Raw genomic sequence first — 11130 nt, 5'->3', positions numbered from 1 at the left:
ATGACAAAGCTTAAGATCGGAGCAATCGAAGACGACAAGCCGATCAAGATTACGCATGAACTGCCCGCGAGCGTGCACAGGGATCTCGTGGCATATGCCCAGATCCTTGCACAGGAGACCGCTCAGCCGATCGGAGATCCGGCCAAGCTTATCGCGCCCATGCTGGCCCGGTTCATGGCGGCCGACAGGAGCTTCCGGAAAGCGCGCCGCGCGCGTCAGCGACCGATCGAAGGCGAGGAATAGCGCTCGGAGAGGCGAATTTGGCGGACCTTGTCTACCGAAAGCTGCGCAATGGCGCGGGTGCGAGTCGTTTCGAGTTTTCTGCCTATCGGCACGCCGGCAATGAGACCCGGCCCTGCAGGAATTCCTGATGTTGCTCGTCAGTCACGGCATCATCAAAAGGCTGATCAGCATGAAGACAGGAATAAGCCTCGTGCTCGAGTCCGACATAGGTGCTGCCGCTGACCTCGACGGTCCAATCCAGGCGTTGCTCGAAAACGCGGTAGCGCAGCCGGTGCATCTCGGCGAGATCGTGGACGAATTCCCCGAGTTTTCCCACCCTGCCAAGGGGCCATCCGGCCCGGCGAAGAATGCGCTCCATGCGGGCGTCGGTCACGGCGACGATTTCGATCAATTCAATGGAAAGGCCGAATTCAATCATACCCGCAAACAGCTCGTAACTGGCAGCAGCAAGTCCGCCGCTCGCCTTCGGCGCATCCGCGGGAACATCGAGCGCGAATCGGCTGCTCCCCCAGATCCGATCGCTTCGTGGCGCCGGCTGGCCGTCCAGCAGGATCGGGAAGATGTCCCCCGCATGGTTGGACCGGTCGAAGGCAAAAGCCGGACGCAACCTTGAATTCGTCCGGCTCCCGAGGATCCACCGCTCAAGGACGTCAAACTTGTCGACTTCGTGATGAGCTGCATCATTTTTGCCTCCCTGCTTCGTTTCGGCAACTAAGCAGAAGGCCTAGGCAAGCGCATCCTGTGCAGTTCCACAGGTGTTTATGGAAGGCCGGTGTTTCATTTTCGAGATTTTGATTCGGTCAACCGCACGATCGCTTGACGAAGCGAGCTGACACCAGCTTTGCACGGGCGTTGTCCAGGTGAAATCCCGCGGTTGGCTCTGCGATGCCGAGAATGATCCCGATCTCCCCAGCCGAATTACCGCGCGCGGACCATTCGAGACACTGGTACTCGCGAGGAGACAGCACCACGCCGCCGATCATGCGATCGATCGTCCAGAAGCGTTTTGCATGCTCATGTAAAAACGTTGCGATTAATCGCAGGCTCTGGGCGTGCTCGACAAGCGCGCGCTCGAAACCAGTTCGACGCTCGTCACTTGCAAAGCTCAGCGCGGCGATTGCGCCCTTGTCATCGTGGATAGAATGTAAACCTGCAGCAAATCCCAAATTTTTCGGCTTCTTCGAACAAAGCGCGTTCGGACTCCGACCGATTTCGCGCCTCAAATCCAAGCCCCCATCGAAAGGGATTAGGCTGGCGCATTGCCCGACGCACCCCGGATCGACGGATTCGTAGCCACGCTGCAGATAGATGGCGGTCCACGAGGGGATATGTCGAGATCACGTTGGGAGCACTGCCCGGCTCATGGGAAGAGCTAGATATGCGAAGCGCGACAGCTTGAGCGCAGCGGCGACCTCAGCCATGCTCTGCTGAGCTGCGTCTTGATGCGTGCTTTCGGTCAATCGTTCCGCAAACCTTTGAAAAACCCGATCCATCTTTGATGAACCCGCGGGTCACCCTCGCAAGCGCCACTCGTCTTAGCGAATCGAGCATCGTTGCGAATGAGGCAAACAACGAAGAAGTCGATCCAGTCCGGCGTAGACCAATCCTGATCACGAATGCCCGGTTTGGCTGCCGGTGCCGCATCAGGTCCTGCCACCCTGTGGTAGCATCCCTGCCAACTCGGCGGTCTTCGGTCGTCTGTTCGAAATCCTGCAAGCAGGCGGGGCAGATCGCCGGATTACTGCGCTATTTGGCTTCTCGCCTCGCAGGTTTGTACCGCTCTTCCGATTACAACGAACTGCTCACCAAGGAGATTGCAAATGAAGGTCGGTATTCTCAAGGAAATTAAGACGCACGAATACCGCGTCGGCCTGACGCCTGGGGCCGTCCGCGAATACGTTGCAGCTGGCCACAGCGTATTGGTCGAGAGCAACGCCGGCGCCGGGATTGGCGCGACAGATGATAACTACCGCAAGGCTGGCGCGACGATTGCGACCTCTGCTCGCGAGGTATTCGCGTCGAGCGAAATGATCGTGAAAGTCAAAGAGCCACAGCCCTCCGAATGGACGCAGCTTCGAGAAAACCAGATCCTCTTCACTTATCTGCATTTGGCTCCGGATCCGGACCAGGCGAAGGGCCTCATGAAGTCTGGCTGCACCGCAATTGCCTATGAAACTGTGACCGACGCGCACGGTGGCCTTCCACTGCTTGCCCCTATGAGCGAGGTTGCGGGAAGACTTGCGATTGAAGCCGCGGGTGCGGCGCTGAAGCGGTACGCGGGCGGGCGGGGACTGCTGATCGGCGGGGTACCGGGCGTGCCACCCGCTCGCATTGTGGTGATCGGCGGGGGCGTTGTCGGCACTCACGCTGCACGGATGGCGGCAGGCTTGGGTGCTGAGGTCACGATCCTCGACCGTTCGATTCCCAGGCTTCGCGAACTGGATGAGCTGTTCGAAGGGCGAGTACGTACCAGATTCTCGACGATTGAGGCCGTTGAAGAAGAGGTATTTGCGGCGGATGTTGTCATTGGTGCCGTCCTCGTTCCTGGCGCGAGCGCGCCGAAACTGGTCAGCCGCGGTATGTTGAGTTCGATGCGCAAAGGCTCCGTGATCGTGGACGTAGCGATCGATCAGGGCGGATGTTTCGAGACATCGCGGGCCACGACACATGCCGATCCAACCTATGAGGTGGATGGCGTTATCCACTATTGTGTCGCAAACATGCCGGGAGCTGTGCCGCTCACCTCAAGCCAGGCACTCAACAACGCTACGCTGCCTTTTGGTTTGGCTCTCGCCAGTAAAGGATTTGCAGCTGTGCTCGAAAATCCGCATCTGCGCGCAGGCCTAAATGTCTATCGGGGCCGGCTAACCTATAAGGCTGTCGCCGAGAGCCTTGGTCTTCCCTTCTCGCCGATCGAACAGGCCGCGGCCTGATCCTAGAGGTCCCCTACGGGACGTTTCGTCGCAGACTTGGGCCGCTCATCAGAGTGGCCCTTTTTGTGTGCCGAGTATGAGCGACAGCTCGGAGATGGAAGTCCTCTACCCAACTTGATTGACGGCGAAGGCTTAGCCAAGCGCAAGGGCGTCAACGTGCCCGAGGTCTTTGAATGCGGGTGCGATGGAACGGACGACAGCTAGTGCCTGCGCCGCGCGCTCAACCAGCAGCTAGAGCTCACTCGCGGCGCGGTCGAACACATTATTTTTCCAGCGTACCGACCCAAGCGGACGCTCCAGCATACGACGGATACGCAGGGGCTCAGGCCCGATATGAAAAGCCATGGCATTCTCGCCTAATGCGCGCTCCGACTGGTTGCGTTGGCGCAAATATCGAGTCATGTCGGCCAGTCTAGCACTCGGTCCACAGCTCGGGGGCGGCGATATCACGCGCAATTGACCAACCATAGGCGCCGTTGCGTTGCCGGTAGAGCTGCACGTCCTGCATGAGGTTGTGGAACGCTCGCTCATTTTCTGAGGCCACGCGATAGTCGAGCTCAATTACCAGTGGGCCGTTCCGGTGGTCAGCGTGAGCCGCACCTTAGGATCGCAAGAATGTCGGCGTCATCCCGCGCTCGGTGATGGTCGGCATGCGCAGCCAGCGCCCAAGCAGCGGCAAGAGCAGCATCAGTCCGGCAGAGACGAGCAGCGTGATGTCGAAAGCGATGGCATCGGTGAGGCGCCCTCAGCCCAAACTGCCAACTGCGAGGCCCCCAGAGAACGCAGCCTACCAAGCGCAACGGATTGGCCCGCAACCAGCGCGGGGCGTAGAGCTGCACGCCAATGTCGAATAGCGTCCACGTCCATACGGCGCCCGCCAAAACCAGAGCTGCGGCTGTCAAGAGCGAATTATGAAACTGAGCACAACCGTCGCGATCGCGCCGCTCATGGACAGTGTGCTGGCACGAACCGCAGCCTCGCGGATCTTTATCGCCGCGACCTTGAGAGCTTCCGCACGAATCCTTATAGATGCCTGCCTGTGCGTAGAGGCGGTTGGCGCAGACGCAGGTCTAGCCCATGTTGCGGTATTTGGAGACGATGGCGCCTTCGATGGCGGCATCGATATCGGGTCGTGGAACACCACGTAAGGCGCCTTACCGCCCACGCCGAGACCGAGCTTCTTCAGGCCGACGGTAGAGGATCTTGCCGACCTCGCTCGAGCCGCCGAAGCCGACAAAGCGGACGCCCGCGTGCTCGCACAAAACTTCGCCGATCGGTCGCGGATCTCCGGTGATGACGTTGAAGACACCTTTGGGCACGCCGGCCTTCTCAGCGAGGGACGCGGGCGCAAGCGCCGAGAGCGGCGTCATGCTGGTTGGCTTCAGCACCGCCGTGCAGCCTGCGGCGGGCGCGCCGGCCATACTTTGCGGGTGATCATCGAATTGGGGAAGTTCCACGGCGTGATGGCGCCGCGTCAGCTCTCCGACGCCCGTGAGGCTCGCCAGGGCTTGGGCGCGATGCTCGGGGTCGTCAAGCCCCTCGGTGAGGACGACGAGGCGCTCATGGAGGGCGGGCGAAAGCCTTGCCACGCCTGATCCGAGGCTCCACACGGCCGAGACGCGATGCTCCGGAAGTCCCTCGGCGAGGACAACGAGGCGCTCTTGCAGCGTGGACGCAAAGTCTCCGATGTGTTCCACGAGGCCCTCGATGGCGGAAACGCGATGCTCGGGGCCGTCAAGCCCCTTGGCGAGGGCAACAAGGCGCTCCTGCTGTGCGCGCGTAAGCTGTCCTGCGCGCGCTCCGAGGCCCAACAAGGCCGAGACGCGATGCTCGGGAGCGTTAAGCTGCTCGGCGAGGGCAACGAGGCGCCCTTGGAGCGTGGGCGCAAGCTCTTCCTAGCGTGCCCCGAGGTCCTCTATGACGGAGACGCGCTGCTCGGGGTCGTTAAGCCCTTCGGCGAGTGCAACGAGGTGCTCCTGCTGCCCCCTGGTCAGGCAATTGACGTTGGGCGCGAGCGTTCGGATCGCACCGGAATTTATCAGCGCACCAAAGCGATCCGCGATGCCTGGGCGAGGCGTCGTCACCCTGTCCCAGACGGATTGAACCCGGATAGCTCTCTGGCGCGTTTCGTGAAGCTCCGGAGATAGCTGGGCGGCATCACGCAGTTGGCGACCTGCCCGCGACGTCATCAACAGATCGATCGGGCTGAGCTGCTCGGCAATCACACCGAGTACGTCCAGCGTCAGATGAGGGCCGCGTCCCTCAACAGGCAGTGCACCAGCATTTGATCCGTGAGGGTCAGAACGTGTCTGCTCCACGGCAGAATGGGATGGGCCGGCTCCTTCGAGGTCAATCGCTGGCCGAGTGGGAGAATCGTCCGCGCTGTCAACTTCGTCAGTGTCATATGCCACGATCGGCGCCTTGCCGCGTTCGTCAATACCCTTCATGATCCACCTCCTGCAAAGCGACAAACTGGATGAGTCCTCGTATTGCTGCACGACGATCATCATCCGGGCTGCCGCCGACAAAGGCGCGCGAGCCGTTCTTCCTAACGATCGCCTTTCGGTCGCTGAAGCACCCAGTCGACAAACATCTCTCCGCGCAGCGTCACCTCGTCGAGTGCTGTCTAGGCAAACTGAAGTAGTTTCGTCGCGTGACAACCCGCAACGCTAGGCTTCCGCAAGCATCTCGCTACCGTCACTGTCATAGCTACGCTGCTATGGCCAATAAATGTTCAAGTGACCGCGAAGAGCATCAACTATTCCGGCTTAAGTTGATATGTATGAGTCGAGGGGCTCTCCAAGAGAGCCCACTCGCGTCGACGTGCATCTTGGCAGCAAGACGTCGAGGCCGATGGGACCGTCGCATTGGGCGGCGCCCATTCCTTTCCCACGTACGTGAAGATAGAGGCTCGCAATCTCCAGAACAAATAGATGTTCGTTATGAAGCAATATCTCTTGCCTATGGCTGCTACAAGAACCGCAGATCCGTCGCACCGGCGGCATGTTTCGGGCTGTTGAAAACTGCGAGCAACCATCAAGCTGAAGTCAGGACCGATAACCGGTCTCAGCCGCCAGTTTTTCGAGCGCCCGCAGAACCGTCGCGAGAGGTACAATCAGGTGCGATGGAATATACTCATCCACCAGGCCGTCCTTCAGGAGCGCGCGCGCTAGCGGAATGTTTGGCATCACCGGCACCCCCGCAGCGGCCGCGGCATCAATCATTTGCTGCGCCAAGCGATCGGTACCTATGGCATCGATCATGGGCAGGGGGGTGCGCTGCCGATCGTAGTAGATCGCCACTGCAATATGTGTGGGATTGGTGATCAACACGGTCGCTCTACGCGACTGCTCAATCGCGTCCTTGGCTAACAATTGCGAATGGAGGCGCCTGCGTCGGTCTTTGATCAGAGGGTCGCCCTCATTTTCCTTAGCTTCTCGTTTCACTTCGTCCAGCGACATCAAATTCTTGTTCGTGAACTGCCATCGCTGGAACGCAAAATCCGCAATTGCCACCACAAGATAGCTCGCCCCCACATAACCAGCAATCCCGAGCAGCAGGTTACCCGTCACGGCACTTAGGCACGATATGCCACAGCTCGGCGTCCACACAAGCGCATGCACACCTTGGCGCAGCACAAGCATTATGACGAGGCCGAGTATCAGCACCTTCACGATCGCCTTACCCAGATCGACGAGATTCTGCAGCGAGACTATCCTTCTGACGTTCTCACCGGGGCTCAGCTTTTTCAGCGACGGTGTGACAGCCTCGGGGGAGAAAATCGCCCCGTTCTGCAGCAGGTTAGCGCCCACGCCAAGGACCAGGACGATGCCGAGGAAAGGTGCGACCATACTTTGTACTTCACCGAAATAAAACTCGAGTAGCTGTCGGCTGACAATTAGGAAGTCCTCTTCAATAAACGGTACGGGCAACAGGATCGTTGCCTTAAGTCGGTCTACTAGGCCAGGCAAAGAGGCGAAGAACAGCGCGAAGAACCCAAGGGTCACGGCCGCCGACACGACTTCCTTACTGTGCGGAACCTGTCCCTTCTTGCGCAAGTCCCGCAGCCTCTTGGGGGTCGGCTTTTCGGTCTTTCTGCCGGTCACGACAATCACCTAGCGATGCGATTGACGATCGCGAAAGGCGACGGCATATGCTTGTCGGCATTGGCCAAAGCAATCGTGAGCGATAGAATCAGCAGCAGAAGGGCGACTGCGCTCTTGACCGGCATGGCGAGAAAGAAGACCTCCAGTTGCGGCGCGAACCGGCTGACCAGAGCCAAGCCCAACTCGCTGAGAAACATCGCAACGATGGCTGGACCGGCGAGAAGCAATGTCAGCAGCATCACGAGGTCTGCAAGATCTAACATACCGGTGACGAAGGCCGGACCAAATGCAGGATGAAAGCTCCACAGCGGCCAGATGTCATGGGAGCGATAGAGCGCTTCTAATAGTTTGGAAAAGCCGCCGCTGACGAACAGCCAAGTAGCGTAAAGCTGAGCTAGGAAGGTCCCAAGCGGCGAGTCCAGATTGAGGTTTCCCGGGCTCAAGAGGCTTGTCATCGTGGCCCCCCTCTGGTGGTCAATGAACGTGCCCGCGGTTTCCACACCCCACATAGTAGCGGCAACTGGCATGCCCAGGAGGCACCCGAGCAAGAGTTCCTTGAGCCCCAGGCCCAGGATCGGTGTTAGACGTGTGATGTCGAGATCCGCAGGCCTCGTTGTCCAAGCAAACACCATTATCGGGAGCGCCAATGCCATGATCATGCCGTTGCGCGCTAGCGCTGTCACCATGCCGCGTCCCAGAAAGGGCATGACCAGCATGATCCCTGTCACGCGCGCCATCGCAAGCGCAAGAACAACAAGGAAAGTATGCAGATGAGCCAGATCAAGTGGCGACATGGCATGGATTGGTCGAGCCATGGACAGCCAGCTGGCGCGATTGCTCCTGTTGCGTGCCGCGCGGTGGGAGGCAATCGAGCAAGTCCCTGGAGCCTTAGCCTAGATCCCGGCGATCTGGTCGAAGATGTTCACCGTATACCGGTTTAGTTCGCCGAACCAATTCGCGGTCGCGACCAGTATCAGGCTCACGCATATCAGCTTCGCCGCGAAGGAGAGTGTCTGCTCCTGAACTTGGGTCAGAGCTTGCACAACACTAACGATCAGTCCGACGCCCGTAGCGACGAGGACTGTGGGCATCGACAGGACAAGTGTCAGCTTGAGCGCGCCAATGGCGATGTTGGTGAGTGTGGCGGTATTCATGGTGCTGCTCCCGTGTAGGAAAAGATGAGGCCATGAATTAGGCGCTGCCACCCGTTCACGGCAACGAACAGGAACAGCTTGAATGGCAAGGATATGGTCATTGGCGAAACCATCATCATGCCCATTGCCAGAAGGATGTTCGAAACGACGAGATCGATGACGATAAAGGGCAGAAACAATAAGAAGCCGATCTTGAACGCGTCCTCCAGTTCGGATGTGATGAAAGTCGGAATCAAGATTATGAATTCGCTGCCCGTTATGGCGGCGGCGTCCTCCTTGCTCCACAATCCCCGAGTCGCATTGACGAAGAATTGCCGTTCCCGTTGCGACGTGTTCTTCAGGAGAAAATTGCGAAGGGGCTCAGCAGCTAGCGTAATCGTTGTCCCTAGTTCGCGGAGATCTTGGGATGCGATTGGCTTGTCGCGCACTGCTTCATACGCACCTTTGGCCACTGGCTGCATGATGTAGGCCGAGAGCAGGATGGCGATCGCATTCAGCGCCATGTTCGGCGGAATGTTCTGAACGCCGAGGGCATTGCGAATGAGCCCAAAGACGACCACGAGCTTCACGTAAGAGGTGACGGTAATCGCAACGAAGGGGGCGATCGCAATGGCTGCGATTAGGAAGATCAGCGTCGTGGGATCAGGCAGCTCCATCATCGTTCTGCTCGTGCTAATCGCAAGTCCAGCACGCGCACACCTGTTCGTTCGGCGATGCGCACCAGTTCACCGGTTGCGACGACCTGGCCATTGACGCGCAAGCTGATATTGGTAGTGGCATCAAAACCAAGATCCAGCACCTGCCCGATAGCCAATTCGCGAAGCTGCCTAAGCGACATGGTCAGGCGTCCAGCATCCACATCAACGGGTAGGTCAATGCTGTCGAAGGTTTCCGGTGCGAGCGGATCCGGTCTATCCATCATACAGTCCACAGCTGAAAGGACGGTAAGGCGGCCATTGCAGATGGAGGCGCGAAAGCAAGGATCGCCAGAGAGGCATAGGAGAACAGTTATGATGCCGTCATTGCCCACCGGGGTGGTATCCAGCAGGATGACGTCACCTGACGCGAGTTGATGCAGATCCGTCAAGATAAGGCTGAGGCGCTCGACCAGCAGAACGAGAGAAAGGGACAGATCATCGAGCGCGGCGCATACGACCGGAAGCCCAGAGCAGCAGTCGGCGATCCATTGCAGTCCGCTGCCATCGAATTCGACCAGCCCGAGGATGTCGTTTGGACGCTCCAAGCGAAGAATCTCAAATGCGTACGGAAACCCTTCAGTGCTTTCGGCCGAAGACCAGATCGGCCGATGCCCACACCATTGTTCCACCTGGATCGCGAGATCTCGGAAGATAATGTCGAACAGGATTTCTCGCAGGCCGTCACCTGGAGGCAATGCGGTAATTTCCGGCCAATGTTGCACAGCCACCGCCGGAAGGAGCGTCGAGTCAATTGCGACTCGAATCCTGTGGCCGCGTGGGCGCATCAAAGCCCGGCAGTAATCCGCTGGAAGCCGCGGAGGTGTCGAGCCTGGCATGACAGCTTCCACGTCGATGCCAGCGATGTTGAAGGGGACTGGCAGACGTGTAGCAAGACGCGAAACGGCGGCAGCCTCACGTGGGCCATAGCAGGCTAGATCGATCACGCGCCCTTCTCAACTTTATAGTAGAATAGCGTCTCAAATGCGCGAGATCGCCGGTTACTGCCTTGTTCGTCCAATATTGAGCTGCAGGCGACGACGACCAGCAGGATGCGCATTTCAAGCTGATCGGACAAATCGCGCGCAAATGGATAGCCATGTACCTGCAGGATAGGCCAAAGCCGCTCGGATTCGATGCAAACCCTCAGGGTATCATGCTGGAAACTGACGATTACACGCGCATTGCCGAACAATTCGCGGTTCAGCATGATCTGCACCCCAGTATTGCCGGCATAGTCGCGGCTGACCAAAGTGCGCTCGGTGATCCTCCTGGTCAACTCGGCGAGTTCAACCGATCGTGACAGCTTTTCGGGCGCTAGCCGGCGCTGTATAGGGCTCGGCATGGCACCGATGATTGAACCGGCAATCAAGGGAGAAGACGTGGCGCTTTCGCTTTCGGCCAGATCATGCGGATCATTGTCGAAATCCTTGCAATTGGGTGCGCGATCGGATCCCTCGCAAGCGTCTAAGTTCGTCTCTTCGATCATTTGCGAGAACCAAGCGATATCCCCGGTACGCACGCACGTCGGCACCGGGGCCGCCACCGCAATTGAACGGTCACATGGCGTGATGCACGACATCGCAGCCCTTTTCGCTAGTTGCATCCAACTCCCTCCGCTGAGTTTGGCCGCTATGGGAATGGGTTACCTGGCGCAGCCGCGTTGACGCGCTCGGCAGGAAACTTCATTCACCATCACGGCGACTTACCGAACCACAACAGTAGTTTTCACTGGGCCAACGTCTCCAGGATCGTATTTGTCGGAACCTACTTCCTAGGAGAAGAGCAGGCAGCCGCTCAACGGAGTAGCATCCACCTCTCCATCTACTCACGGTCGACCAGAAGCCAATACAATTTCGATATGGGGTCAGCTGATGACGGTATGCCTTTCAGGAACAACATGCTCAGCGTCCGATGGCCGATTTGAATGAGCAGAGACCTGTGCTATTTTCGGAGGTCACTCACACATTCGGCTGATCGGCATGACGTCCCGTGACTG

Annotated in this window: 12 protein-coding genes and 3 pseudogenes; 3 read left to right on the top strand and 12 right to left on the bottom strand. The window is 58.7% G+C overall.

What is annotated here, in order from left to right; all coding sequences use genetic code 11:
- A complete protein-coding gene (locus IVA87_RS14835; RefSeq protein ID WP_247334032.1) occupies positions 1-243 on the top strand; it encodes a DUF2274 domain-containing protein in 243 nt (80 codons plus the stop codon).
- 310 nt (positions 244-553) lie between these two features.
- On the opposite strand, the pseudogene IVA87_RS14825 reads toward IVA87_RS14835, so the two are convergent.
- The 3 genes and pseudogenes from IVA87_RS14825 to IVA87_RS14815 form a co-directional block, all read right to left on the bottom strand.
- Positions 554-864, bottom strand: a pseudogene (locus IVA87_RS14825) (acyl-homoserine-lactone synthase); the annotation flags it as partial.
- A 179-nt stretch (positions 865-1043) separates the two neighbouring features.
- Positions 1044-1226: a helix-turn-helix transcriptional regulator gene (locus IVA87_RS14820; protein WP_247334084.1), complete on the bottom strand. Its 183-nt coding sequence runs from the start codon at positions 1224-1226 to the stop codon at positions 1044-1046.
- A gap of 145 nt (positions 1227-1371) precedes the next feature.
- Complete coding sequence (locus IVA87_RS14815) at positions 1372-1503, bottom strand: autoinducer binding domain-containing protein (RefSeq protein ID WP_247305808.1); 132 nt, start codon at positions 1501-1503, stop codon at positions 1372-1374.
- A 560-nt stretch (positions 1504-2063) separates the two neighbouring features.
- On the opposite strand from IVA87_RS14815, the gene ald reads away from it, so the two are divergent.
- Complete coding sequence (gene ald / locus IVA87_RS14810) at positions 2064-3176, top strand: alanine dehydrogenase (protein ID WP_247305810.1); 1113 nt, start codon at positions 2064-2066, stop codon at positions 3174-3176.
- Positions 3177-3588: 412 nt separating this feature from the next.
- Here the strand turns inward: ald and IVA87_RS14805 are convergent, their stop codons facing one another.
- The 3 genes and pseudogenes from IVA87_RS14805 to IVA87_RS14795 form a co-directional block, all read right to left on the bottom strand.
- Complete coding sequence (locus IVA87_RS14805) at positions 3589-3720, bottom strand: MFS transporter (RefSeq protein ID WP_247334029.1); 132 nt, start codon at positions 3718-3720, stop codon at positions 3589-3591.
- 438 nt (positions 3721-4158) lie between these two features.
- Positions 4159-4647 (bottom strand): annotated as a pseudogene (locus IVA87_RS14800) (aldehyde dehydrogenase family protein); the annotation flags it as partial.
- 424 nt (positions 4648-5071) lie between these two features.
- Positions 5072-5623 carry a hypothetical protein gene (locus IVA87_RS14795; RefSeq protein ID WP_247334091.1) on the bottom strand — a complete coding sequence of 184 codons (552 nt, stop codon included), beginning with the start codon at positions 5621-5623 and terminating at the stop codon, positions 5072-5074.
- Positions 5624-5690: 67 nt separating this feature from the next.
- On the opposite strand from IVA87_RS14795, the pseudogene IVA87_RS14790 reads away from it, so the two are divergent.
- A pseudogene (locus IVA87_RS14790) lies at positions 5691-5953 on the top strand (hypothetical protein); the annotation flags it as partial.
- A gap of 270 nt (positions 5954-6223) precedes the next feature.
- On the opposite strand, the gene IVA87_RS14785 reads toward IVA87_RS14790, so the two are convergent.
- The 6 genes from IVA87_RS14785 to IVA87_RS14760 all read right to left on the bottom strand — a co-directional run bounded on the left by IVA87_RS14785 (position 6224) and on the right by IVA87_RS14760 (position 10737).
- Positions 6224-7282, bottom strand: a complete 1059-nt coding sequence (locus IVA87_RS14785; RefSeq protein WP_247334027.1) for an EscU/YscU/HrcU family type III secretion system export apparatus switch protein — start codon at positions 7280-7282, stop codon at positions 6224-6226.
- 5 nt (positions 7283-7287) lie between these two features.
- Complete coding sequence (gene sctT, locus IVA87_RS14780) at positions 7288-8097, bottom strand: type III secretion system export apparatus subunit SctT (RefSeq protein WP_247305819.1); 810 nt, start codon at positions 8095-8097, stop codon at positions 7288-7290.
- 78 nt (positions 8098-8175) lie between these two features.
- On the bottom strand, positions 8176-8436 hold the full coding sequence (sctS, locus tag IVA87_RS14775; protein WP_247305821.1) for a type III secretion system export apparatus subunit SctS: 261 nt from the start codon (positions 8434-8436) through the stop codon (positions 8176-8178).
- Positions 8433-9095: a type III secretion system export apparatus subunit SctR gene (sctR, locus tag IVA87_RS14770; protein ID WP_247334025.1), complete on the bottom strand. Its 663-nt coding sequence runs from the start codon at positions 9093-9095 to the stop codon at positions 8433-8435. The genes sctS and sctR overlap by 4 nt, the downstream gene beginning before the upstream one ends.
- Positions 9092-10078, bottom strand: coding sequence for a FliM/FliN family flagellar motor switch protein (locus tag IVA87_RS35380; RefSeq protein ID WP_247334023.1), 987 nt, complete (start codon positions 10076-10078; stop codon positions 9092-9094). The genes sctR and IVA87_RS35380 overlap by 4 nt, the downstream gene beginning before the upstream one ends.
- The gene (locus IVA87_RS14760; protein ID WP_247334022.1) at positions 10075-10737 is read right to left on the bottom strand and encodes a hypothetical protein; all 663 of its coding nucleotides are present in this window, start codon (positions 10735-10737) and stop codon (positions 10075-10077) included. The genes IVA87_RS35380 and IVA87_RS14760 overlap by 4 nt, the downstream gene beginning before the upstream one ends.
- Positions 10738-11130: the final 393 nt, after the last annotated feature.

Source organism: Bradyrhizobium sp. 147, from assembly GCF_023073935.1.
Lineage (GTDB): Bacteria > Pseudomonadota > Alphaproteobacteria > Rhizobiales > Xanthobacteraceae > Bradyrhizobium.
The sequence above is the reverse complement of the archived record's forward strand: the minus strand, read 5'-3'. Positions and strand labels throughout refer to the sequence as shown.

What these genes read in the sequence shown, in the direction of transcription:
- IVA87_RS14835 (WP_247334032.1), top strand. Translation starts at nt 1, where the DNA reads ATGACAAAGCTTAAGATCGGAGCAATCGAAGACGACAAGCCGATCAAG.
- IVA87_RS14820 (WP_247334084.1), bottom strand. Translation starts at nt 1,226, where the DNA reads ATGATCGGCGGCGTGGTGCTGTCTCCTCGCGAGTACCAGTGTCTCGAA.
- IVA87_RS14815 (WP_247305808.1), bottom strand. Translation starts at nt 1,503, where the DNA reads ATGCGCCAGCCTAATCCCTTTCGATGGGGGCTTGGATTTGAGGCGCGA.
- ald (WP_247305810.1), top strand. Translation starts at nt 2,064, where the DNA reads ATGAAGGTCGGTATTCTCAAGGAAATTAAGACGCACGAATACCGCGTC.
- IVA87_RS14795 (WP_247334091.1), bottom strand. Translation starts at nt 5,623, where the DNA reads ATGAAGGGTATTGACGAACGCGGCAAGGCGCCGATCGTGGCATATGAC.
- sctT (WP_247305819.1), bottom strand. Translation starts at nt 8,097, where the DNA reads ATGGCTCGACCAATCCATGCCATGTCGCCACTTGATCTGGCTCATCTG.
- sctS (WP_247305821.1), bottom strand. Translation starts at nt 8,436, where the DNA reads ATGAATACCGCCACACTCACCAACATCGCCATTGGCGCGCTCAAGCTG.
- sctR (WP_247334025.1), bottom strand. Translation starts at nt 9,095, where the DNA reads ATGATGGAGCTGCCTGATCCCACGACGCTGATCTTCCTAATCGCAGCC.
- IVA87_RS14760 (WP_247334022.1), bottom strand. Translation starts at nt 10,737, where the DNA reads ATGCAACTAGCGAAAAGGGCTGCGATGTCGTGCATCACGCCATGTGAC.